Raw genomic sequence first — 22,489 nt, forward strand, 5'->3', positions numbered from 1 at the left:
AGGCTATTCCGTCGTCAGCGACGCAGCGCGAGCGGCACGGTGGCGAGCGCGATGGCGGCGAGCGCGAGCAGCGCGAGGGGAAACCCGTGCTGCGCAGCGAGGTATCCAGTGGTGATCGCGCCGAGCCCGGTGCCTGCGTCGAACCCGATGTTCCAGGTCGTGCTGGCAGTGCTGTAGTGGCGGGGGCCGACGGCGGCGAAGGAGTCGATGAGAGTCAGGTTCTGCAGCCCCCCGTAGGCGATGCCGATGAGGGCGAGGCCGATGATGAGCGCGAGCGCTCGCGTGCTGGTGGGCGTGGTGACGGCCCACGCGGCGAGGAGCAGCCCGGCGAGGGTGAGGGCGATCAGGGGCGCGCGGTAGGGGCGGGTGCCATGACGATCGGCGAGGATGCCGAACCACCAGCGGCTGATGGCGGCGATGCCGGTCAGCGCGAGCAGGCCGAGCAGCGCGGCGGTGACGGAGGTTGTCATCTGCGGGGTGAAGGTGAGCAGCGCCCCGCCTGCCGCGGTGACGCCGAGCAGGATCAGCATCGGCGCGAGCAGCCGCCGGAGGGTTTCGCGCAGCGCGGGGCGCGCGGCGGGCGTGGTGCTGGTCGCGACGCGTTTGTCGATGGCGGCGTGGACGGCCCGGCCGAGGCGGAGGGCGGGGACGACCGCGAGGATGGGGCAGGCGCCGGCGAGGAAGACCAAGCCGTATCCGAGGTTCTGCGCGGCCCAGGGCGCGGCGGGCGTGAGCACGAACTGGGGCGCGGCGATCGCGAACCCGTAGGCGCCGATGGCGGCTCCGCGGCGGGCGGGATCGGCGAGCTCGGCGACGGCGGTGGCGCCGCAGACGGTGATGATGCCAAAGCCGATTCCGCGCAGCGCTGCGAGCGCGAGCGCGGTGCCGAGGTCCTGGGCGAGGAGTTGCAGCATGGACGGCACGCCGAGGAGCAGGACACCGAGCACGAGGGTGGGTGGCCAGCCGAGCCGCCGGAGCGCGGTGGGCATGGCGAGCTGGGTGAGCACGGTGAACAGCATGAGCACGGCGTTGACGGCGCCGGCGCCGACGGTGCTGGCGCCGTTCTCGACGACCCACAGGGGCACGGTGGGAAACAGGATGGCGTGCCCGCCGAAGGCGAGCGCCGTCATCAGCAGCAGCGCGGCGAGGCCGGTGCCGTGCTTCCTGGTCTCCACGCGGGCAACGCTAGCGCAGGAGGTAGCCGTTCCCGTCGCGGGTGCGGCTGACCATGAGGACGATGCCGTCGATGAACGCCCAGATGCCGAGGAAGAACCAGATGACGAGGCCAAGGCCGAAAACGGGAACGCTGATCAGGCCGAGGCACCAGGTGGCGATCTGCAGCAGGCCAATGGTGTTGGAGCCGATGTAGAAGCGCCCGATGCCGAATACGCCAAGGAAGATCTGCAGGATGCCGGCAACGATCTTGGACTTGCTCGACAGCGGCTCGCCAGTCATGGGGTCGCGGCCGAACGGCGCGTAGGGGTCGCCCATCATCGGGCCCCTCATCGGGTTGCCCGGCGCGCCGTACTGGCCCTGGCCGGAGTACGGGTACTGGCTGGGGTACGGGTACTGGCCTGGGTGCGGGTGCTGCGGAGGTGGCGTGGTCATGGGCGCGCTGGCCTTTCGTCGGTCGCAAGGGGCTGCGGAGCGGATGCCGGCCTCGTGGGATCGAGCGTGGGCACGACGTTGCACGCTATATCGGCCGGAGCGCGGCGTGTCGTTACTGTTCCGTGCTCCTGCGGCATGGACAAGGCGGGCCGCGCGGATCACCGTTAGGGAATGAGCGGATCGGTGGACCGCGGCGAGGTCGCGGCGCCGGCTTTGCGGCGAGTGCTCGGCACGAAGCTGCTGCTGCTGTTCATCGTCGGCGACATCCTAGGAACCGGGGTGTACGCGCTCACCGGCGAGGTCGCCGCCGAGGTGGGCGGGGCGGCGTGGCTGCCGTTCCTGCTCGCGTTCGGGGTAGCCACCATCACGGCTTTCTCGTACCTGGAGCTGGTGACGAAGTACCCGCATGCCGGCGGGGCGGGCGTCTACGTGCACAAGGCGTTCGGTGTGCATTTCGTGACGTTCGTGGTCGTGTTCGCGGTCATGGCCTCGGGCGTCACGTCGGCGGCGACAGCGGCTACCGCGTTCGCCGCGAACTTCTCGATCGCGCTGGGGCTCGAGGCGGGGCGCTCGGGCGTGATGCTGGTTGCCCTGCTGTTCCTGTGCCTGCTAGCGGCGATCAATCTGTGGGGCGTCGCGGAGTCGGTCCGCGCGAATGTCGTGCTGACGATGGTGGAGCTCTCCGGCTTGCTGCTGGTGATACTAGTGGGCGTATGGGCCATTGCTGGGGGCAATGCTGAGTTCTCGCGCGTGGTGGTGTTCGAGTCGCCGTCGGGCAAGAACGTGTTCCTCGCGGTGACGGCGGCGACGTCGCTGGCGTTCTTCGCGATGGTGGGCTTCGAGGACTCGGTGAACATGGCGGAGGAGACGCGCGATCCGGTGCGGATCTTCCCGCGCGTGATGTTCACTGGGCTGGCGCTGACGGGAACGATCTACGTCCTTGTCTCGCTCTGCGTGGTGGCGCTGGTGCCGGTGGGTGATCTGGCGAGCAATCCCGCCCCGCTGGTGACGGTGGTGGAACGGGGCGCGCCTGGGGTGCCGATTGGCGAGTTGATGCCGATCATCTCGATGTTCGCGGTGGCGAACTCTGCCCTGATCAACATGATGATGGCGAGCCGCCTGCTGTACGGGATGGCGCGGCAGCAAGTGCTGCCACGCCAGCTTGGCGTCGTGTGGGATTCGCGCCGCACCCCGTGGCTGTCGATCCTGGTGACGACGGGGATCGCGATGGCCTTGCTGGTGCTCGTCACCTATGGGCCGGGCGAGGTGACGAAGAACCTGGGTGGCACGACGTCCCTGCTCCTGCTCGGGGTCTTCACCGTGGTGAACCTCGCAGTGATCGTGCTGCGTCGCGATGAGCCCGCCGCAGAGCATTTCCGCAGCCCCCGCTGGCTGCCGTATCTCGGCATGGCCACCTGCTTCTTCCTGGTGACCCCGCTCTCCGGGAGGCCGTCATCGCACTACGAGATAGCGGGATGGCTGCTGCTGCTTGGCGTGCTCGCATGGGCCGGGGCGCGAGCGACCACGCCCCGGCAGCAGCGTCAGCCTTCCGGAAGGATGAGGCGGTAGAAGCGGAAGAAGTCGTTGTCGAGGGGAAGGACCTCGAGCCCGTCGAATCCGGCGGACCGCCCGTAGGCCTCGAGCGTGGAGGGGCGCATGACGGTTCCGGTGCCCACGGAGGGCTGGTGGGACATGCCGTCGGGCAGGCAGCAGAGGATGCTGAAGCCGTACATGAGGCGCTCGGTGTCGTCGCCTGGCGCGGTGAATGCCTCGGCGACCTTCTCGTCCATGATCATGACCGTGCCGCCGGGCTTCGCCATGCGCCGCATGGTGGCGAGCACCGAGACAGGATCAGGCATGTCGTGGATGCATTCGAACGCGCACACGAGGTCGTAGTGGCCGTCCTGGCCCGCCTCAGCCGCATCGCCCAAGTGGAAGCCAAGATTCGTTGGATTGCCCGATGCCCGTGCGTTGCGTCGCGCTTGCTCGATGGAGGCCTCGTCGATGTCGTAGCCGTCGATGGTGCTCGCGGGGTAGCGGGTCGCCATAGCGATGCTCGACCATCCTGTTCCGCAGCCGATATCCGCGACGGCAGCGCCCGCGGAGAGCCTCTCGTGGATCGCGCCCAGCGAGGGGATGTACTCGTTGACGAGCGGTCCGAGATATAGCGGCTTGTTCGCGGCGCCCTGGCCTTCCCTGGCGTCGTCTCCGAGCTGCTTCCAGCTCACTCCCCCACCCGTTCGGTAGGCGTGGACGAGCGCGTCGAGGTGGCTCGCGGTGGCAGCGGCGAGGGAGGCGAACGGGGCCATGTAGGTGAGGTCGGAGTCGCGGGCGAGCACCGCTGCCGCGCCCTCGGTCAGCGTGTACTGGCGGGCGTCCGGCGCCGCGCGCGGTTCATCGACGAGCACGTAGCCATTGACTGCCTGGTGCTCGAGCCATTCGCGGGCGTAGCGCGGGTGGGTGCCGGTGATGCTCGCGAGGGCGGGGGCGGTCAGCGCGCCGTGGTCGTCGAGCGCGCGGTAGTAGCCGAGCTTGTCGCCGAGATAGATGGCCTGGGTCTCGAGGGCCCCGAGCAGCGCGGCAAAGACCTTGCCAGCGAAGGCCTCCGCGCTTGCGCCCGGCCCTGGAGGGCTCTCCCCGGCCGCAGGAGCATCAACAGTTGGTGACGCCACACCTTGATCGTACTCCCGGCCCCGGCCAGGGGGAATGGCCCCTGCCGTAGCGGCCGGGACCAATCTGCCGCCCCTTGCGCTGCGAATACCCGCTGAATCACGTTGGAGCGTGTACTCACGATGAGCGGGGAGGGAACAGGTAGTGCGAAGCGTGAACCAGCCCGTGGGCATGGTCCTGGGCGTTGCATTCGTCGCTGTTGGCATCGTGGGCGTCACGGTGTCGGGGGGGCATCCGGTCGTTGGTCCAGAGGGCGGCGAGCTGTTCGGAGTGCGGGGCGTGAATGCCCTGCACAACGTCGCCCATCTGCTGATCGGCACGGTGTTGATCGTCGGTGCGGCGGCGGGAGTGCAGGTGGCCCGCCGCACGAACACGGTGGTCGGCGTGGGGTATGCATTGCTGGGCCTCGTGGGTCCGATCGTGTCGACGACCTCATGGAACGTGCTGGCCCTGAACGGGGCCGCGCATGTGGTTCATGTGCTGGCCGCACTGGTCCTGGTCGGGGTAGGCGTGCTGGCCGACAGCCCGGTGATCCGGGCCCGGTCGCCGCAGCGCCCGCTACGACGGAATCACGGGGTGGCATGAGTTTGATGGTGCTTCGCACGAGGTCCGTGGTGGATGGCGCATGCTGGTGCCACCATAGGAAGGATGGCATCCATGCCAGAACATGACAGGTTCCGCGCCATCTCGCCGCAGCCGGACCCGCAGGTGGATACGCCCGAGGTGTTGCTGTCGCGTGCCGCGCTGGGCGATGAGGCAGCGTTCGCGCAGTTCTACGACATCATCTCGCCGTCGGTGTTCGGCATGGTGTGCCGGGTGGTGCGGGATCGTGCGCAGTCCGAGGAAGTGACGCAGGACGTCATGGTCGAGCTGTGGCGCACCGCATCGCGATTCGATGCGAGCAAGGGATCGGCGACGGGATGGTCGTTGACGCTGGCTCACCGGCGGGCCATCGATCGGGTGCGATCGGCGCAGGCCTCGACGGACCGCGAGCATCGCTCGGCGATGTTGTCGGAGCGGCGCGAGTATGACGAGGTGAGCGAGGCCGTCGATGCAAGCATGGAGCGCCATCAGGTGCAGCGTTGTCTTGGTTCCTTGACCGAGCTGCAGCGTGAATCGGTGATGCTGGCGTTCTACCAGGGGTACACCTACCCCGAGGTCGCGTCGTTGCTAAAGGTGCCGCTAGGCACCGTGAAGACCCGGATGCGGGATGGTCTCATCCGGCTAAGGGATTGTCTGGGGGTATCGCGATGAGGATCGATTTTCATTCTTTGACGGGGGCTTACGTTCTTGATGCATTGCCCGCCTTCGAGCGGGAGCGCTTCGAGGTGCACCTGAAGAGGTGCCCGATGTGCGCCCATGAGGTTGCAGAGCTGCGCGAGGCCACGGCCCGCATCGGCGCTGCCTCGGCGCTGGCTCCGCCACCGGAGCTGAAGGAACGCGTCATGGCAGAGGTCGCGCAAACGCGGCAGCGGCCACCGGAGGTCAAGCCTGACCGCTCGCACCGCTCGTGGATCCCTGCGGCATCGGTGGTTCTTGCCGCGGCGAGCATGGTCGTCGCGATCGGGCTGGGCATCCAGCTCGGCCAGGTCAACCAGCAGTTGTCGGAGGAGACCCAGGCCCGGGAGCTACTGGCGCAGCAGTACGAGCAGTTCGCTGGCCTGGTGACCGCCGATGATGCGCGCATTGTGGTCACCGAGATCGAGGGCGGCGGCACGGCGTCGGCGGTGTTCGCGATGAGCCACGACTCGGCGCTGTTCGTCACGCATGATCTCGCTCCGCTGCCGCCGGACCTTGCCTACCAGTTGTGGGTGATCCAGCCCGATGGCACGCATTCCCCGGGCGTGATGAACCCGGATCCGGGCAGCGAGTCCGCATCGATGCTCGCGCAGGGCATCGGCGATGAGGCGCAGCTCGCCCTGACGGTGGAGCCGGCCGGTGGGTCGCCGCAGGGCACCACGCCGCCGATCATGGTTCTTCCCCTCGAATGACCGCATGACCAAGCGAAAGCAGGTATCTCTCATGGCACGAACTGGCAAAGCCGCCTGGTGGAGGGGGGCCGTGGCGGGTGTGCTTGCTGTCGCGGCCGCCCTCGCGGTGGGCCACTTGGTCGCGGGGCTCGTCCGCCTGGAGTCGTCGCCGATCTTCGCGGTCGGTGATGCGGTCATCGATGTGACTCCGGCTCCGATGAAGGAGTTCGCGATCCAGCAGTTCGGGGAGGACAACAAGAAGGTCCTTCTCGCGTCGATGGCGATCATGCTGGTCGTTCTCGCCGCGGCCGTGGGGGCGTTGTCCCGGCGGACCGCGACGCTCGGCGTGGTGCTGCTGGGCGGGCTGGGCGTAGTCGCTGTGCTCGCTACCACCACGCGGCCGACGTTCGAGGTGACTGACCTGCTCGCCCCCGTGGCGAGCGCGGTGGTCGGAGTGGCGGTCTTCCTGCTGCTGCACAAGGCCGCCCAGCAGGGGCCGGTCCAGCAGGGTCCGGCCCAGTCACCAGAAGGGGCCAGCGATCCCGGGCCAGCTACGGGCATTGCTCCCGGCGGCGAGGGCGAGGCACGCACGAAGGAGTTCACCTGGGAGATCCCAGGCCTGGGCAGGCGCACCTTCCTGGTCACCTCCACCGCCGTTGCCCTGGGCGCCGGGGCAGCGGCGCTCGGAGGAAGGCTTGCTGGCCAGAGCATCGACGTGGAGGCCTCCCGGCGCGCGCTGGACCTCGTTCCGGACGAGCCCGCTCCGCCGATCCCCCAGGGCGCGGACTTCGCGGCCGACGGTACCCCGACGTTCCTGACCGACAATGCTGACTTCTACCGGGTGGACACGGCCCTGACCGTGCCGCGGCTGCGTGCCGAGGACTGGGAGATGCGCATCCATGGCCTCGTGGACGAGGAGATCACCCTGACCTACCAGGATCTCCTGGACATGCCGTTGGTCGAGCGCACCATCACCCTGGTGTGCGTCTCGAACGAGGTGGGGGGTCCTTACATCTCTACTTCCAACTTCATCGGCGTGGATCTCGCCGAGGTGCTGCGGCGCGCCGGGGTCGATCCCCGCGCGGACCAGATCGCCACCCGCAGCGACGACGGCTGGACCTGCGGCACGCCCACGGAGGTCGTCATGGCGGAGGGCAGCAATGCGATGCTGGCCATCGGCATGAACGGCGAGCCGCTGCCCGCCGAGCATGGCTTCCCGGTGCGCATGGTCGTTCCGGGCCTCTATGGCTACGTCTCGGCGACCAAGTGGCTGGTGGACATGGAGCTGACCACCTTCGCGGACTTCGATGCGTACTGGGTGCGCCGCAATTGGGCGGAGCGCGGCCCGGTGAAGACGATGTCGCGCATCGACCGGCCACGATCGTTCGCCCGAGTGCCGTCGGGGGGCTTCATCGCCGCGGGCATCGCTTGGGCGCAGCATATCGGCATCGACAAGGTCGAGGTGCAGGTCGATGACGGCCCGTGGCAGGAGGCCGAGCTGACCACCGAGGTGAACGTCGACTGCTGGCGCATGTGGCGCGCGGAGCTCGCTCTTGAACCTGGTTCGCACCGCATCACCTGCCGTGCCACCGACCGCAACGGCAACACCCAGACCAGCGAGCGCGTGCCTCCTATTCCGGATGGCGCGTCGGGCTGGCACTCGATCGCCTTCACGGCTGAGTAGAAAAAAGGAAAAACTTTCTCGGCGAACCAATCCACGCCGAAGGCAGCCGCGAATTACGCTTGAAGGCACCGGATAGAGTCCCCGGGGTCCCCGTCCGAACAAGGAGATTGACTCAATGCGCGCAACCACGAAGATCGCTGCCCTTTCCGCGGCATCTGCCCTTGCCCTGACCCTTTCCGCATGCGGCAACGACGATACCGAGTCGACCATCGATGATGCCCAGACCACCGCGGGCGACACGATGTCCGAGGCCACCGACACCATGGGCGACATGATGGGTGGCGGCGACGGAGTCACCACTGTTGACGACGTGTTCGGCTCGGCGTGCGACGCCATCCCGCAAGACTCTGCCGACCAGGGCTCCCTCGACGGCATGGTCGACGACCCGGTAGCCACCGCGGCCAGCAACAACCCGCTGCTCAGCACCCTGGCCACCGCGGTCACCGAGGCTGACCTCGTCGACACCCTGAACGACACGGATGCCGAGTACACGGTGTTCGCGCCGTACAACCCGGCCTTTGAGGCACTCGGCCAGGAGACCCTCGACGCCGTGCTCGCCGATCAGGAGCAGCTCACCGACATCCTCACCTACCACGTGGTGGGCGAGCGCCTTGATCGTGACGGCATCCTCGACGGCGGCACCCTCGACACTGTCCAGGGCGGCACCCTCGAGGTCACCGGATCCGGCGATGACATCCAGGTCAACGGCGCGACCGTGCTGTGCGGCAACATCCCCACCGCCAACGCGACCGTGTTCGTCATTGACACCGTCATGATGCCGGAGTGACCTTCTAGGCACTGGTAATGCTGCGAATGCCCCGGGCTACTCCCGGGGCATTCGCGCGTTCTGCGCTGTAGTAATTTGCGCGAAACGCCTCCCGGGGTAGCGCCGCCTCGGCTATCATTGCCCGAATTATCCCGTTCGCGCGATAATGCAAGCATGAGTTCCCTGCCGAGCATCCAGATAATCCATGGCGACATCACCAGAATTCCCGCCGATGCGATCGTCAATGCCGCGAACTCCACCCTCCTCGGCGGCGGCGGGGTGGATGGCGCGATCCATCGCGCGGGAGGCCCCCGCATCCTCGCGGAGTGCCGCCGCCTCCGGGCCACCTCGCTGCCCAGCGGCCTGCCCGCCGGGCACGCGGTCGCCACGACAGCCGGTGGGCTGCCCGCGACCTGGGTCATCCACACGGTGGGCCCCGTGCATTCGCGTTCCGAGGATCGCTCCCCCATACTTCGCGCTGCCTATACCGCCAGCCTGGGAATCGCCGACGAGCTTGGCGCCGAGACGGTCTCGTTCCCGCTCATCTCGAGCGGCGCCTACGGCTGGCCCCGCGAAGATGCCGCCCACCAGGCCGTGAGCGCGATCCGATCTGCCCGCACCACCGTCTCCATGGTGCAGCTCGTCGCCTACAGCGAGGACATGGTGGCGCTGCTGCGCCGCGCCCTGGGCTAGCCCGGTCGTCCGTGTCCCGGGTTTTGGCAGACTCCCCTGGCCTCGTTAGACTAGCCAAACCTTATGTCCGCTATGCGGTGAGGATCGGCTTCGCGCCGCCCCACCGACGGACGGCACCTGGAGCCATGCGGAGGACGGTCCATGCCCTCGACGACCACGATCAGCGCGATGCCCGCCACCGAGCATCGCGGAGTCCCGTTCGCCCGCGAACTGCGGGCATTCGGCGATGCCCCCGCGATCCTCGGCGCCGATGGGCCGGTGCTGTCCTATAGCGAGCTCGCCGACCGTGTCGATTCCGCCGCAGCCCGGCTCGGCTCGGCGCCACGCCTCGTGCTCATCGCCATGACCCCCACCGTTGATGCGCTCGCTACCTACCTCGCGGCGCTCGGGAACGGGCATCCCGCCATCCTCGCCCCCGCCGACGATCCGGCCATGGTCGAGCGACTGCGATCCGCGTACTCCCCCGATGTCATCTGCTCCGCGCGCCACGAGCACTGGTCGATCGACCATCTCACGCGATCACCGGCCCACGAGCTGCATCCCGGCCTCGCGCTCCTGCTCTCGACATCCGGCTCCACCGGCTCGCCCAAGCTCGTGCGGCTCTCGGCGGCCAGCGTCACCGCCAACGCCGAGGCCATCGCCGACTACCTGGGCATCCGGTCCACGGACCGTGCTGTGGCCTCGCTGCCCCTGCACTATTGCTACGGGCTGTCCATCGTCAATTCCAACCTCGCGCGCGGCGCCGCGCTGGTGCTCAGCGACCAATCCGTGGCCGAGCCTGGCTTCTGGCAGATGGTCCGGGCCGTCCGCGCCACCAGCTTGCATGGCGTGCCCCATACCTTCGATCTGCTCGATCGCGGCGGGTTCGACAGCACCGATGCCCCCGATCTGCGCTACATCACCCAGGCCGGCGGGCGCCTGGCCCCCGAGCGGGTGCGCCGCTATGCGCGCATGGGCGCCGCGAACGGCTGGCGCTTCTACGTCATGTACGGCCAGACCGAGGCAACCGCGCGGATGGCGTACCTGCCGCCCGAGCTCGCCGAGGAGCACCCCGAGTGCGTGGGCATTCCCGTTCCCGGCGGCAGCTTCCGCATCGACGCCGGGCCCGGGGAGCAATCCGGGGAGCTCGTCTACTCCGGTCCCAATGTGATGATGGGCTACGCCGAATCCCCCCGCGATCTCGCACGCGGCCGCGACATCCACGAGCTGCGAACCGGCGACCTGGCGATGCGCACCGAGGAAGGCCTGATCCGCATCACCGGCCGCGCCAGCCGCTTCCTCAAGCTGTACGGCCTGCGCGTCGACCTCGATCGCATCGAGCAGCAGCTCACGGCTCCAGGAGCAGACGTCGCCTGCACCGGGGACGACACGACCCTCGTCATCGCGTGCAGTGGCAGCACCAGCCCCCAGGTCGTGCGCGAGGAACTGCGGTCGATCATCTCCCTGCCCGCCGCGGCCATCGACATCCAGGAGTGGGACCAGCTCCCCCGGCTCGCGAGCGGCAAGGTCGATTACCCCGCCATCCGCGCCGCCAGCTCCGGCACGGCGGGGGCGCTGCCAGAAGCAGCATCCGTGGCCGATCTCTATCGCCGCGTCCTGCGCGTCGAGCAGGTGCGCGATGACCAGTCCTTCGTGGACCTCGGCGGCGATTCGCTGAGCTACGTCAGCACCTCGATCGGCCTGGAGCGCATCATCGGCACGCCGCCGCGCGGCTGGCCCACGATGAGCATCTCCGAGCTCGAGGCCCAGGCCACGCGACCACGCCGCTTCCTCCAGATGGTCGAGACCAATGTGGTGCTGCGCGCGCTCGCCATCATCGCCATCGTGGGCTCCCACATCGGCGCGTTCAAGCTCGTCGGTGGCGCCCACATCCTGCTCGTGATCGCGGGGTGGAGCTTCGCGCGCTTCGCGCTCGCCCCCGCCGCCGACTCCCCAGCGGGCCGCATCCTGCGCAGCGCCACCCGCATCGCCATTCCTACGATGCTGTGGCTGCTGCTCGCGCGCGTGCCGTTCGCCGGGGATGTCGGCTGGTCGAACGTGCTGCTGATCAACAACATCACGCTGGTATCGGAATCGTGGGGCTACTGGTTCGTCGAGGCCCTGGTGCAGCTGCTGCTCGTCGTGGCCATCCTTCTCGCGCTGCCACCCGTGCGGGCGCTCGAGGCCCGCTTCCCGCTCGGCTTCCCCACCGTCCTGCTGGCCCTGTCGCTCGTGGCCCACTTCCTTGCGCAGGATCGAGCCTCGAAGTTCCCCGAGCATGAGATGCACACCCTGGGCGTTGCCTGGTTCTTCCTGCTCGGATGGGTGGCGTTCCGGGCCTCGCGGTGGTGGCACACCGCGCTGGTACTCGCCGTCGCCGCGGCGATGCTGCCTGGCTACTTCGGCAACCCCTCCCGCGAGCTCGCCGTGGCGGTGGGGATCCTCGCGGTGGTGCTCGTGCACCGGCTGCCCGTTCCGCGACTGCTCGTGCCCGTGCTCGGGCTGCTGGCGAGCGCGTCTCTCTACATCTATGTCACGCACTACGCGTTCTACCCGGAGATGCTCCGCCACGGCCTGCCCGCGCCCGCCGTGGTGCTGGCTTGCCTCGCGATCGGCGCGACACTGTGGTTGCTCTCCGAGGAGCTACACCACCGCGTCGGTCGCGCGATCGCCCTTCGGCGCCGGGATCGCGAGGAGGGCGAGCAGTCCCACCACGAGCACCAGCACCAGGCCGATGATGCCGCCGCGCGCCCCATCGAGCAGCCAGGAGAACAGGCCGAACAACGCGGGTGACAGGAACGAGGCGGCCCGTCCGGTAGTGGCGTAGAGCCCATACATCTCGCCCTCCTTGCCCGGCGGGGTCAATCGCCCGAGGAAGGTGCGCGACGCCGACTGGGCCGGGCCGACGAAGATCGTCAGGATCAGCCCGAGGAACCAGAACGCCGCGGGCCCGTCGGCGAGGAACAGGCCGATCCCGGCGGCGATCATCGCGGCCAGCGATACCACGATCACGATCTTCGGGCCGATGGTGTCATCGAGCCGCCCGCCGATCAGCGCGCCGATGCCGGCGAGCACGTTGGCGGCCACGCCGAACAGGATCACGTCAGCCTCGTTGATGCCGTAGACGAGCACCGCGAGCACCGCGCCGAACGCGAACACCCCGGCGAGCCCGTCGCGGAAGATCGCGCTGACGATGAGGAACTTGACGGTGCGCGGGTCCTCCCGCCACAGCACCCGCACGTCGTGGAAGAGCTTGGCGTAGGCGGCCTTGACGCCCTTCCCGTGCCCGGCGCGCTCCGGCTCCGGGGGCAGCTCGGGGATCGAGAGGAACAGCGGTAGCGCGAACACCGCGAACCAGATCGCCGAGACGAGCACCGCCATGCGTACGTTGAAGCCGCCCTCGGTGGTGAGCCCGAGCAGGCCGCGCGTGTCGCCATCGCCGGCGATGAAGCCGAAGTAGACCACCAGCAGCAGGATGATGCCGCCGAAGTACCCCATCGCCCAGCCGAATCCCGACACCCGCCCGATGGTGCGCGGCGTGGATACCTGCCGCAGCATCGCGAAGTACGGCACGTTGGACAGCTCGAAGGCGATCGATCCGAGGGCCAGCAGCGCCAGGCCGAGCCACAGGTAGTGGTAGTCGGCCTGGACGAAGGTCATCCCGAGCATCATCACGATCACGAACGTGGTGAGCAGCGCCAGTGAGCGCTTGCGGCGCCCGGCGGCGTCGGAGCGTTGTCCCATCACCGGCGCGAGCAGCGCGACGAACAAGCCAGAGATTGCCAGCGTCCACGCCAGCCAGGTCTCGGCGCCGACCGTGCCGGGCAGATCGCGCCCCACTGCATCGGTGAGGTACACGGTGAAGACGAACGTGACGATCACGGCGTTGAAGGCCGCTGATCCCCAGTCCCAGAACGACCAGGCCGTGATCTGGCGCCGGCTCGTTGCTGTCGCGATGCGGCCCTCGGCCGGCGCGCCGAAGCTGTCAGGGTGCATGATCGAAGCCTAGGGCAATACGGGCACGGTGGGAGGCGCAGCGCTGCACGACGCACCGATGCTTCCGGCACCCTTGCTATGAAACAAGTTGCATAGCTACTATTGGTCCATGTCGCTCGAGCACGCCATTCTCATCTCGCTCCAGGAACGCACCGGTTCCGGGTACGAGCTCGCGCGCCGCTTTGACCGCTCCATCGGCTACTTCTGGTCCGCCAGCCACCAGCAGATCTACCGCACGCTCAAGCGCATGGCCGAGACCGGATGGGTCAGCGGCGAGCAGGTCCCCCAGACAGGACGCCCCGACAAGACCATCTACCGGCCCAGCCAGGCCGGGCTCGATGCGCTCCGCGACTGGATCGCCGAGCCCGTCGACACCACCAACTTCCGCAGCATCCTCGCCGTCAAGCTCCGCGGCGCCGCCTATGGCGATCCCTCCGCCCTCGCGTTCGAGTTCAAGCGCCACCGCGCGCTCGCCGAGCAACGCCTCGCCACCTACCTCGACATCGAGGCTCGCGACCTCGCGAGGACCGGTCACGCCAGCCCCGAGGAACTGACCGGCACCCCGCTGCACCAATACCTCGTCCTCCGCGCCGGCATCATCGAGGCCGAGTCGTTCCTCGCCTGGTGCGATGAAGTGCTCGCCGCCCTCGACGCCACCGCGCCCGCGCCCCAGGACCAGCCCCACGCTTGACCACCTTCCCCGCAAAGAGCCCCGCCAGGCACAGCCCGCCCGGCGGACACCACACAGAAAGTGATCCACAGATGGCACAGCCCGCCACCGAGCACCCCGCGAGCCAGCACCCCACGTATCCGCACCTCATGCAGCCCCTCGACCTCGGCTTCACAACGCTGAAGAACCGCGTCATCATGGGCTCGATGCACACTGGCCTCGAGGATCGCGCCAAGCACATCCCGGCCCTCGCCGAGTACTTCGCCGAGCGTGCCCGCGGTGGCGTCGCCCTGATCGTCACCGGTGGATACTCCCCCAACCTGCAAGGCAGCCTCTACCCCTTGGCGGGCAAGCTCACCACCAAGAAGGAAGCCAAGCAGCACCGCCGGATCACCGGGGCCGTCCACGAGGCAGGCGGCAAGATCGCGCTGCAGATCCTCCACGGCGGCCACTACAGCTACCACCCGTTGAGCGGCTCCGCCTCCCGCATCAAGTCGCCGATCAACCCGTTCACACCGATCGCCCTGCCCTCCCTCGCGATCAAGAAGACCATCCGCGACTACGCCCGCTGCGCCAAGCTCGCTCAGGAAGCCGGCTACGACGGCGTGGAGATCATGGGCGGCGAGGGCTACTTCATCAACCAGTTCCTCGCCAAGCGCACCAACAAGCGCACCGACAAGTGGGGCGGGTCGCCCGAGAACCGGCGACGCATCGCCGTGGAGATCTCCCAGGCAATCCGCGAGGCCGTCGGCACCAACTTCATCGTCATCTTCCGGCTCTCCATGGCTGACCTCGTCGAGGACGGCCAGACGTTCGACGAGATCATCGCGCTCGCCAAGGACCTCGAGAGCTCCGGAATCAACATCATCAACACCGACATCGGCTGGCACGAGGCCCGCGTCCCCACCATCGTCACTTCCGTGCCGCGCGGCGCGTTCGTCGAGGTCACCTCCAAGATCGAGAAGTACGTCGGCATCCCCGTGTGCGCGTCGAACCGCATCAACATGCCGGAGATGGCCGAGGAGATCCTCGCCAACGGCGACGCCCAGCTCATTTCCATGGCACGGCCCATGCTCGCCGACCCCGACTGGGTGAACAAGGCCGCCGAGCAGCGCGAGGACGAGATCAACACCTGCATCGCCTGCAACCAGGCCTGCCTCGACCACGCCTTCGTCAACAAGAAGGTCTCCTGCCTGCTCAACCCCCGCGCCGGGCGCGAGACCGAGCTCGTCCTGCTGCCCACCAAGCGGGCCAAGAAGATCGCCGTCGTCGGAGCAGGCCCCGCTGGTCTTTCCGCGGCAGTCAACCTCGCCGACCGCGGCCATGACGTCGAGCTGTTCGAGGCCGACGCCGAGATCGGCGGCCAGTTCGCCATCGCCAAGGAGATCCCCGGCAAGGAGGAGTTCTCCGAGACCATCCGCTATTACAAGCGGCAGCTCGAGGTCAAGAAGGTGCTGGTCCACCTGGGCCACCGGGTCACCGCGGCCGAGCTGACCGGCTTCGACGAGGTCATCCTCGCCACCGGCGTCACCCCTCGCGTCCCCGGCATCCCCGGCGTCGACCACCCCAAGGTCGTCACCTACGCCGAGGCCGTCAAGGCCCAGAAGCCCGTCGGCAAGAAGGTGGCCGTCATCGGGGCCGGCGGCATCGGAGTCGACGTCTCCGAGTTCCTCACCCACGACACCCGCCCTTCCCTCGACCTCGAGGAGTGGAAGGAGGAATGGGGCATCGACTACACCGAGGACAACCCCGGGTACGTCGCCAAGCGCAAGCCCTCCCCCTCGCCCCGCGACGTCTACCTCCTCCAGCGCAAGGACACCCGCATCGGCAAGGGCCTCGGCAAGACCACCGGCTGGGTGCACCTCGCCGCCATCAAGGGCAAGAAGGTCAACCAGCTCACCGGGGTGAACTACGAGCGCATCGACGATGAGGGCCTGCACATCTCCTTCGGCGAGGAGCGCAAGGACAAGAAGGTCCTCGACGTCGACACCATCGTGTTGTGCGCCGGGCAGGAATCCGTGCGCGATCTCGAGGCCGAGCTGAAGGCCGCCGGCACGAGCCTGCACATCATCGGCGGCGCGGACGTGGCCGCCGAGATCGACGCCAAGCGCGCCATCCGGCAAGGAACCGAGCTCGCCGCCGCGCTCTGACACGAGGCTCCTGGGGCTAGGTCCGCTGGCAGCCGGGCCCTGGCAGCGGCCGGCAGTGGCTGGCAGTGGCTGGCGGCACGGCCCTGGCAGTGGAAACTTTTCCGTCCTCAGCGAGGAAAAGGTTCCACTCGCCAGGGCCTCTCGCTGCCACTTCATGCGCGCGAGGTTTAGGCGCGCGAGGTCTTGCGCTCCCGCCGATACGGGCGAAACATGGGACATGCAGTGGTCGCGGCGGCAAGGCCGGCACCCGCGGTCGCTACCGCGCGACGACCACCACGACGACTCAACGCGGATCACCAAACCGCACGAGGAGTTCTGCACCATGTACATGCAAGTATTCCAGGGCCACGTCGCCGACGAACAACGCCTCCGCGACTGCCTCGACCAATGGACCCGCGACGTCCGCCCCGATGCCACTGGCTACCTCGGCGCCACCTGGGGATTCAGCGACGACGGCACGTTCGTAGCGATGGTGAGGTTCGACTCCGAGGAATCCGCCCGCCGCAACAGCGAGCGCCCCGAGCAGGGTCGCTGGTGGGCCGAGGCCGAGCAATGCTTCGACGGCGAGGTCACCTTCATGGACTGCCCCGACGTCAGCGAATGGCTCGGCGGGCCTTCCAACAAGGCCGGCTACGTCCAGGTCATGGAAGGCCACTCCCCTGACATCGACCGCCTGCGCGCCATCATGAACGAGGAAGGCCAGCGGATGCACGAGCTGCGCCCCGAGATCATCGGCGGAACGCTCGCCCGCTACGGCGACGACGGCTACATCGAAGCCGTCTACTTCACCAGCGAGGCCGAGGCACGCGAGCACGAGCGGCTCCAGATCCCCGCGTCATGGAAGCCCGCGATGGACGAGGAACGGCGCCTCATGGGCGACGTGCGCTACCTCGACCTGCACCGGCCGCTCGCCATGAGCTAGGAGTTCCCGGGGCGAGGCGTGCCTCGGCGCGCCCCGCCGCTCCCGCCGCTCCCACCGCTCCACGAGTGTGCGAAAAGCGACCAGTTTCCAGTCGCGAGCTGTCGTATTTCGCACTCCCCGCGGCGGCGGGGCTGTTCCGGCGTGCCGCTAGCATCCGCAGTCGTGCGAGCCGGTGACCGCAACGAGCGGGTCGGCCTGAGCCCGAGCACGCGCGCCCGCGGCGATATAAGGCAGCCCCTCGCGGACCCAGTACTCGAATCCGCCAATCATCTCGCGTGCCACGACTCCCGCCTGGCTCAGTCGCAGAGCGGCCTTGGTGGCCCCGTTGCAGCCGGGACCCCAGCAATGCACCACCACCGGCACGCGAGTGTCGTGGGTGGTGATCCACTCGTCGAGATGGGCGCGTGGCACATGCTGCGCGTGCGGGATGTGCCCCTGTTTCCACGCGTCGTCGTTCCGGACGTCGATGAGCACGAATGGGGAATCCAGGGTGGCGAGATCAGCAGGGTCGATCTCGTGCCGGAGCTTTGCGGCGAAGTAGTCGATGGCTTCCATGCGCTCCAGCATTCCGCGGGAACCCCGCTGGCAACAGGCTTGATCCGTGGCAGATCCCGCTATGGACCGCCGATTCCCTGGCATCATGGTGGCATTGCCAGGGAATCGATGGAGGCGCGATGGAGCTCGATCGGACCGATGCCGGGATCCTCGCGGCCATGCAGGAGAACGCCCGGCTCACCCTCGCCGAGCTGGGCAGGAGGGTGAACCTGTCAGCGAGCGCCGCGACGGATCGGTTGCGCAAGCTCGAGGAAGCTGGCGTTATCACTGCCTACACGGCCACCGTCGATCCACAGCAGATCGGCTATCCAATCATGGCTTTCCTGCGCCTTCGGTACCCGTCGAGCAACTACCGGCCCCTGCACGAGGTACTTGCCGCGACTCCCGAGATCATCGAGGCGCACCATGTCACGGGCGACGACTGCTTCATCATGAAGGCGGTGGCGAGCTCGATGGCCCACCTCGAGCAGGTCTCCGGGCGCATCGGGGCTCTCGGCAGCGTCACCACCAGCGTCGTGTACTCCAGCCCGTTGCCGCCGCGAGCGCTGCGCCCCCTCGACCGCCACTAAGCCCGCGTGCCCCGCGCCCGTCCGCGAACCGCGGCCCGCGAGCGTGCGAAAAACGACAGTCCACCCGCCGAGAGCTGTCGTTTTGCGCACACAGGCGACTCCAGCGCAAAGCCAAACGGCGCCCTAGTAGAGAGTGCCGCGCATCGTTTCGGCGCTGTAGACCCGCTCGACTTCCGAGGCCTCTCCAGCGCTGGGCTGCACCTCGCTGACGAGGCGCGCTGTCGATGGCAGCGCATCGGGTTCCCACGTGTCGTGCTGCCACAGCCGCGAGCGGAGGAAGGCGCGAGCGCAATGAAAGAAGATCGTGTCGATGTCGACGATGATCGCGAGGATGGGTCGATTGCCCTGCACGATCAGGTCGTCGAAGAAGGGAGCGTCGCGCACGAGGCGGGCGCGTCCATTGATGCGGAGCGTCTCGGTGCGGCCGGGGATGATCGACAGGATCCCGATCCGCGGGTTCTGCAGGATATTGAAGTAGCCGTCGCCGCGCCTGTTGCCGGGCCGCTCCGGGATCGCGATGGTGCTGTCGTCGAGGACATGCACGAATCCGGGCGGGTCGCCCTTGGGGGAGGCGTCGCAGTTGCCGTGCGCGTCGCTGGTGGCGATGACGCAGAATGGCGACCGCGCGAGCCATTGCCGGTCGCGCTCATGGAGACGCGCGCGTTCCTTGGTGGCCGCGCGCGGATGCACGTCACCGAGAATGCCACGCAGCGCGTTGGCGTCAGTGATGGGCTTCTCGTCTGTCGTGGTCGCCTCCTCGGCAGTCCGCCCCGCCCCGCGAATCCTATCCCGCACTCCAGCCCGCTGCCGCCGCGAGCGCTGCGCCCGGGCCCGTCCACGAGGCGCGCGCCCCCGAGAGTGCGAAAAACGACAGGCCACCCGCCACGAGCTGTCGCAAATCGCACTCGCGAGCAGCGAAGGCTCCCGAGCATCGAAGCAACCAGGAGCAGCGAAGGCTCCCGAGCAGCACGAGCCCTGGCACGCCGCCCACGCGAGGGCTAGCGTGTGGTCATGCGCTCCACGTTGATTCATGCCCCTGGTGATGTGCGGATCGAGAATGTGCCGGACCCCCGGATCGCCGCGCCGACGGACGCCATCGTGCGGATCGTGCGCACCTGCGTGTGCGGCTCGGACCTGTGGGCCTATCGCGGCACGGAACCGGTCGATCAGCCACACCCGATCGGGCACGAGTTCATCGGTGTTGTCGAGGAATCCGGGCCGGAGTCGTCGATCAAGCCGGGAACATTCGTGATCTCGCCGTTCACCGATAGCGACGGCACCTGCCAGCACTGCACCAACGGCATCTTCACTTCCTGCGTGCAGGGCGGGTTCTGGGGCGGGCTGAACCGGGCGGGCGAGCAGCTCGGCGGGGCGCAGTCGGAGTACATCCGCGTCCCGTTCGCCGATGGCACGTTGGTGGCGCTGGACGATCATCCGGACGATGCGATGCTGCCGTCGCTGCTGACGTTGTCGGATGTGATGGGCACGGGTCATCACGCGGCGCTGATGGCGAACGTGCGGCCTGGCGCGTCGGTGGTGGTCGTCGGCGACGGCGCCGTCGGGCTATGCGGTGTGCTGGCGGCGAAGCGGCTGGGCGCGGAGCGGATCATCGCGATGTCACGGCACGAGTCCCGGCAGCAGCTCGCGCGGGAGTTCGGAGCGACCGATATCGTGGCGGAGCGCGGCAGGGAAGGCGTGGCGCGGGTGAAGGAGCTGCTAGGCGGCTCGGGGGCCGATTGCGCTCTCGAGTGCGTGGGCACGGAGGCGTCGATGGCGCAGGCGTTGTCATCGTTGCGCCCGGGCGGCCATCTCGGATTCGTCGGCGTGCCCGCCGGAGGGCCGGAACTGCCGGTGGGGCAGATCTTCTCGAAGAACCTCCGCGTGGCCGGCGGCGTCGCCCCGGTGCGGGACTATATCCGGGACTTGCTGCCTGATGTGACGGCCGGCATCATTGATCCGGGGCGCGTTTTCGACGCCGTGCGGCCGCTCGATGAGGTCGCGGGCGCGTACACGGACATGGATGGCCGGACGGCGATCAAGGTGTTGCTCGAGCCGTGACGCGATCCGCGCGTAGCGGTCTCGTCACGAAAGCCTGAGGCGCGGCCTCGCGCGCAGTCTAGCCCGTAGGTTCGGGGACAAGCGTGTTGCCGATCGAGGAGCTGCCATGCCTGTCCTGCCCCGTATTGCTCGAGCCGCTTTTGTTGGCTCGACGGTGATGGCTACCTCGTTGGCGACCATGGGCGTGGCGTGCTCGTCACCATTCGATGCGCTCGGCTCGGGCAGCATGTCGCCGTCGATGGGCGACGAGGATCTCGCGGAGACCCCACCGTTGACGGTGTCGACGGAGATCGATGGCCTGTCGGTGCCGTGGGATGTGGTGACGGCCCCGGACGGAACGTTGCTGACGGGCGAGCGCGCGGGCAGGTTCGTGGCCCGGCTGCCGGGCGGCGCGGTGCGCGAGGTGGCGGCGGACCTCTCGGACCTTTGGGCGCAGGGCGAGACCGGGCTGATGGGCCTGGCGCTGGACGAGGACTTCGCCGCCAATCGCATCCTGTATGCCTGCCATGGCTTCGAGGAAGGCGCCACCCGCGATATCCGGGTCACGTCCTGGACCGTGGCGCAGGACTGGTCGCGGCTCACCCCGGTGGGGACGGTCATCGCGGGCTTCCCCACCGTGACGGGCCGGCATGGCGGGTGCCGCATCCTCGTGGCCGAGGACGGCAGCCTCTACATCGCGACGGGCGATGCAGCGGTGGGCACGAACCCGCAGGATCCCGCCGGCCTCGGCGGCAAGGTGCTGCATGTGACGACGAGCGGTGATCCCGCAGCGGGCAACCCCGATCCGGCGAGCGCGGTATTCACTCTGGGGCACCGCAACCCCCAGGGACTTGCTCGGGATCCCGCATCCGGCGACATCTATAGCGTCGAGCACGGCCCGGACCGGGACGACGAGGTGAATCGCCTGGTAGCGGGCGGCAACTACGGCTGGCGGCCAGATCGGGCCGGCTTCTATGACGAGTCGGTTCCAATGACTGATCCGGTGCGGGTCCCCGGCGCCATCGAGGCGGTGTGGAGCTCGGGCACGCCCCCGATCGCCCCTGGCGGCATGGCGTTCCTGCAGGGGTCGCAGTGGGGCGAGTGGGAAGGCGCCGTGGTGATCAGCGCGCTGCGCGGCCAGCAACTGCGCTTCCTCAGGCTCTCCGACGACGGCGCATCGGTGGTGGCTGAGGGCAAGCCGCAGGAGCTCGATGGGGCTGTGGGGCGCATCCGCAGCGTGCATTCCCAGCCGGATGGCTCCCTGCTGCTGACGACCTCGAACAGGTCGGGCGATCGCGTCCTGCGGGTGCGCCCCTCCTGATCCGGGATCGCGTGCCCGTCGCGCGGGTTCCGGCCATCGCCGGGCCGCTGCGCGCGAACGCACAGTACGATCTCCGGTATGGCTGTTCCACATCCCACTGCGGAGAACTGTGCTGTCGTGACGGGAGCGTCGTCCGGTATCGGGATGGCTCTTGCGGAGGACCTGGCGTCGCGCGGCTACAACCTCGTGACCGTTGCGCGCCGGGCCGAGGTGCTCGAGGAGCTCGCCGGGGGCATGCGCGAGAAATATGGCGTCAACGTCGATGTGCGCGGCGTGGACCTCGCGGACCGGGGCCAGCGAAGCAAGCTGGCGGAGGAGATCGCGGCGCGCGATGTGGCGATCCTGTGCCTGAACGCGGGCATCGCGACGTTCGGCCCCCTGGAGCGCCTGGACCCGGACTATGAGCGGTTCATCGTGGACCTGAACGCGGTATCGGTGCATGACCTCGCGCTCGCGGCGCTGCCGGGGATGATCGAGCGCGGTGGCGGTGGCATCCTGATGACCGGCTCGGCGGCAGGAAACATGCCCATCCCCAACAACGCGACGTATGCGGCGTCGAAGGCGTTCGTGAACTCGTTCTCGGAGTCGCTGCGGGGCGAGCTGAAGCCGCGCGGCATCCATGTGACGCTCCTGGCCCCGGGACCGGTGCGGCTGGACGCGCCCGAGCCGGAGGACGCCTCGCTGGTGGACCGCCTGGTGCCGGACTTCCTGTGGATCGATGCGCGGTACACGGCGCGCTTGTCGATCGATGGCTTGTTCCGCAACAAGATGCGCGTCGTTCCGGGCGTGCTGAGCAAGGCCATGTCCGCGGCGGGCAATTACACGCCGCGCGGCGTGATGGCACCTATCGTGGGTGGAATCTACAAGAAGCTCGGCGGAGAATGAGAGGTTCATCCATG

The 22,489-nt window shown here is 68.4% G+C and carries 20 protein-coding genes and 1 pseudogene; 15 read left to right on the top strand and 6 right to left on the bottom strand.

What is annotated here, in order from left to right:
* Nucleotides 1-14: 14 nt before the first annotated feature.
* Both HT102_RS04355 and HT102_RS04360 read right to left on the bottom strand, forming a co-directional pair.
* Nucleotides 15-1,175 carry an MFS transporter gene (locus HT102_RS04355; RefSeq protein WP_333473278.1) on the bottom strand — a complete coding sequence of 387 codons (1,161 nt, stop codon included), beginning with the start codon at nucleotides 1,173-1,175 and terminating at the stop codon, nucleotides 15-17.
* Nucleotides 1,176-1,185: 10 nt separating this feature from the next.
* Nucleotides 1,186-1,608 carry a TM2 domain-containing protein gene (locus HT102_RS04360; protein WP_192038189.1) on the bottom strand — a complete coding sequence of 141 codons (423 nt, stop codon included), beginning with the start codon at nucleotides 1,606-1,608 and terminating at the stop codon, nucleotides 1,186-1,188.
* 171 nt (nucleotides 1,609-1,779) lie between these two features.
* Here HT102_RS04360 and HT102_RS04365 point away from each other — a divergent pair, with 171 nt between their 5' ends.
* Entirely contained in the window at nucleotides 1,780-3,177 is a 1,398-nt protein-coding gene (locus HT102_RS04365) for an APC family permease (protein WP_192038190.1), read from the top strand.
* Here the strand turns inward: HT102_RS04365 and HT102_RS04370 are convergent.
* Nucleotides 3,150-4,280 (bottom strand): class I SAM-dependent methyltransferase, encoded by a 1,131-nt coding sequence (locus HT102_RS04370; RefSeq protein ID WP_333473279.1) that lies wholly within the window; start codon nucleotides 4,278-4,280, stop codon nucleotides 3,150-3,152. The two genes, HT102_RS04365 and HT102_RS04370, sit on opposite strands and share 28 nt — an antisense overlap.
* A 151-nt stretch (nucleotides 4,281-4,431) precedes the next feature.
* On the opposite strand from HT102_RS04370, the gene HT102_RS04375 reads away from it, so the two are divergent.
* The 7 genes and pseudogenes from HT102_RS04375 to HT102_RS16245 form a co-directional block, all read left to right on the top strand.
* The gene (locus HT102_RS04375; RefSeq protein WP_333473280.1) at nucleotides 4,432-4,863 is read left to right on the top strand and encodes a DUF4383 domain-containing protein; all 432 of its coding nucleotides are present in this window, start codon (nucleotides 4,432-4,434) and stop codon (nucleotides 4,861-4,863) included.
* 72 nt (nucleotides 4,864-4,935) lie between these two features.
* Nucleotides 4,936-5,532, top strand: coding sequence for an ECF RNA polymerase sigma factor SigK (gene sigK / locus HT102_RS04380; protein ID WP_192038192.1), 597 nt, complete (start codon nucleotides 4,936-4,938; stop codon nucleotides 5,530-5,532).
* The gene (locus HT102_RS04385; RefSeq protein WP_192038193.1) at nucleotides 5,529-6,269 is read left to right on the top strand and encodes an anti-sigma factor; all 741 of its coding nucleotides are present in this window, start codon (nucleotides 5,529-5,531) and stop codon (nucleotides 6,267-6,269) included. The genes sigK and HT102_RS04385 overlap by 4 nt, the downstream gene beginning before the upstream one ends.
* A 70-nt stretch (nucleotides 6,270-6,339) precedes the next feature.
* Nucleotides 6,340-7,932, top strand: a complete 1,593-nt coding sequence (locus HT102_RS04390) for a molybdopterin-dependent oxidoreductase (RefSeq protein ID WP_333473281.1) — start codon at nucleotides 6,340-6,342, stop codon at nucleotides 7,930-7,932.
* A gap of 115 nt (nucleotides 7,933-8,047) precedes the next feature.
* Nucleotides 8,048-8,719, top strand: a complete 672-nt coding sequence (locus HT102_RS04395) for a fasciclin domain-containing protein (RefSeq protein WP_192038195.1) — start codon at nucleotides 8,048-8,050, stop codon at nucleotides 8,717-8,719.
* 162 nt (nucleotides 8,720-8,881) lie between these two features.
* Complete coding sequence (locus HT102_RS04400) at nucleotides 8,882-9,391, top strand: O-acetyl-ADP-ribose deacetylase (RefSeq protein ID WP_192038429.1); 510 nt, start codon at nucleotides 8,882-8,884, stop codon at nucleotides 9,389-9,391.
* 432 nt (nucleotides 9,392-9,823) lie between these two features.
* A pseudogene (locus HT102_RS16245) lies at nucleotides 9,824-11,986 on the top strand (AMP-binding protein); the annotation flags it as partial.
* A gap of 27 nt (nucleotides 11,987-12,013) precedes the next feature.
* Here the strand turns inward: HT102_RS16245 and HT102_RS04405 are convergent.
* Entirely contained in the window at nucleotides 12,014-13,366 is a 1,353-nt protein-coding gene (locus HT102_RS04405; protein ID WP_192038196.1) for an MFS transporter, read from the bottom strand.
* Between the two features lie 109 nt (nucleotides 13,367-13,475).
* Between HT102_RS04405 and HT102_RS04410 the strand changes: the two genes are divergently transcribed.
* The 3 genes from HT102_RS04410 (at nucleotide 13,476) to HT102_RS04420 (ending at nucleotide 17,108) form a co-directional block, all read left to right on the top strand.
* A complete protein-coding gene (locus HT102_RS04410) occupies nucleotides 13,476-14,057 on the top strand; it encodes a PadR family transcriptional regulator (protein ID WP_192038197.1) in 582 nt (193 codons plus the stop codon).
* A 71-nt stretch (nucleotides 14,058-14,128) separates the two neighbouring features.
* Entirely contained in the window at nucleotides 14,129-16,186 is a 2,058-nt protein-coding gene (locus HT102_RS04415) for an NADPH-dependent 2,4-dienoyl-CoA reductase (RefSeq protein WP_192038198.1), read from the top strand.
* Nucleotides 16,187-16,508: 322 nt separating this feature from the next.
* Nucleotides 16,509-17,108, top strand: coding sequence for a hypothetical protein (locus HT102_RS04420; protein WP_192038199.1), 600 nt, complete (start codon nucleotides 16,509-16,511; stop codon nucleotides 17,106-17,108).
* A gap of 147 nt (nucleotides 17,109-17,255) precedes the next feature.
* On the opposite strand, the gene HT102_RS04425 is transcribed toward HT102_RS04420, so the two are convergent.
* Nucleotides 17,256-17,663: a rhodanese-like domain-containing protein gene (locus HT102_RS04425; protein ID WP_225443218.1), complete on the bottom strand. Its 408-nt coding sequence runs from the start codon at nucleotides 17,661-17,663 to the stop codon at nucleotides 17,256-17,258.
* 119 nt (nucleotides 17,664-17,782) lie between these two features.
* Between HT102_RS04425 and HT102_RS04430 the strand changes: the two genes are divergently transcribed.
* Complete coding sequence (locus HT102_RS04430; RefSeq protein WP_192038201.1) at nucleotides 17,783-18,232, top strand: Lrp/AsnC family transcriptional regulator; 450 nt, start codon at nucleotides 17,783-17,785, stop codon at nucleotides 18,230-18,232.
* A gap of 123 nt (nucleotides 18,233-18,355) precedes the next feature.
* Here the strand turns inward: HT102_RS04430 and HT102_RS15830 are convergent, their stop codons facing one another.
* Entirely contained in the window at nucleotides 18,356-19,027 is a 672-nt protein-coding gene (locus HT102_RS15830) for an MSMEG_1061 family FMN-dependent PPOX-type flavoprotein (RefSeq protein WP_333473282.1), read from the bottom strand.
* 216 nt (nucleotides 19,028-19,243) lie between these two features.
* Here HT102_RS15830 and HT102_RS04440 point away from each other — a divergent pair, with 216 nt between their 5' ends.
* The 3 genes from HT102_RS04440 (at nucleotide 19,244) to cmrA (ending at nucleotide 22,475) form a co-directional block, all read left to right on the top strand.
* On the top strand, nucleotides 19,244-20,290 hold the full coding sequence (locus tag HT102_RS04440) for a zinc-dependent alcohol dehydrogenase family protein (RefSeq protein ID WP_192038203.1): 1,047 nt from the start codon (nucleotides 19,244-19,246) through the stop codon (nucleotides 20,288-20,290).
* A 157-nt stretch (nucleotides 20,291-20,447) separates the two neighbouring features.
* The gene (locus tag HT102_RS04445) at nucleotides 20,448-21,590 is read left to right on the top strand and encodes a PQQ-dependent sugar dehydrogenase (protein ID WP_225443219.1); all 1,143 of its coding nucleotides are present in this window, start codon (nucleotides 20,448-20,450) and stop codon (nucleotides 21,588-21,590) included.
* Between the two features lie 78 nt (nucleotides 21,591-21,668).
* Entirely contained in the window at nucleotides 21,669-22,475 is an 807-nt protein-coding gene (cmrA, locus tag HT102_RS04450) for a mycolate reductase (protein ID WP_192038204.1), read from the top strand.
* Nucleotides 22,476-22,489: the final 14 nt, after the last annotated feature.

This window comes from Lolliginicoccus lacisalsi, from assembly GCF_014841105.1.
GTDB classification, from domain to species: Bacteria; Actinomycetota; Actinomycetes; order Mycobacteriales; family Mycobacteriaceae; genus Lolliginicoccus; species Lolliginicoccus lacisalsi.

What these genes read in the sequence shown, in the direction of transcription:
- HT102_RS04410 (WP_192038197.1), top strand. Translation starts at nt 13,476, where the DNA reads ATGTCGCTCGAGCACGCCATTCTCATCTCGCTCCAGGAACGCACCGGT.
- HT102_RS04420 (WP_192038199.1), top strand. Translation starts at nt 16,509, where the DNA reads ATGTACATGCAAGTATTCCAGGGCCACGTCGCCGACGAACAACGCCTC.
- HT102_RS04360 (WP_192038189.1), bottom strand. Translation starts at nt 1,608, where the DNA reads ATGACCACGCCACCTCCGCAGCACCCGCACCCAGGCCAGTACCCGTAC.
- HT102_RS04445 (WP_225443219.1), top strand. Translation starts at nt 20,448, where the DNA reads ATGGCTACCTCGTTGGCGACCATGGGCGTGGCGTGCTCGTCACCATTC.
- HT102_RS04385 (WP_192038193.1), top strand. Translation starts at nt 5,529, where the DNA reads ATGAGGATCGATTTTCATTCTTTGACGGGGGCTTACGTTCTTGATGCA.
- HT102_RS04365 (WP_192038190.1), top strand. Translation starts at nt 1,780, where the DNA reads ATGAGCGGATCGGTGGACCGCGGCGAGGTCGCGGCGCCGGCTTTGCGG.
- HT102_RS04395 (WP_192038195.1), top strand. Translation starts at nt 8,048, where the DNA reads ATGCGCGCAACCACGAAGATCGCTGCCCTTTCCGCGGCATCTGCCCTT.
- HT102_RS04425 (WP_225443218.1), bottom strand. Translation starts at nt 17,663, where the DNA reads ATGGAAGCCATCGACTACTTCGCCGCAAAGCTCCGGCACGAGATCGAC.
- HT102_RS04415 (WP_192038198.1), top strand. Translation starts at nt 14,129, where the DNA reads ATGGCACAGCCCGCCACCGAGCACCCCGCGAGCCAGCACCCCACGTAT.
- cmrA (WP_192038204.1), top strand. Translation starts at nt 21,669, where the DNA reads ATGGCTGTTCCACATCCCACTGCGGAGAACTGTGCTGTCGTGACGGGA.
- HT102_RS04405 (WP_192038196.1), bottom strand. Translation starts at nt 13,366, where the DNA reads ATGCACCCTGACAGCTTCGGCGCGCCGGCCGAGGGCCGCATCGCGACA.
- HT102_RS04430 (WP_192038201.1), top strand. Translation starts at nt 17,783, where the DNA reads ATGGAGCTCGATCGGACCGATGCCGGGATCCTCGCGGCCATGCAGGAG.
- sigK (WP_192038192.1), top strand. Translation starts at nt 4,936, where the DNA reads ATGCCAGAACATGACAGGTTCCGCGCCATCTCGCCGCAGCCGGACCCG.
- HT102_RS04440 (WP_192038203.1), top strand. Translation starts at nt 19,244, where the DNA reads ATGCGCTCCACGTTGATTCATGCCCCTGGTGATGTGCGGATCGAGAAT.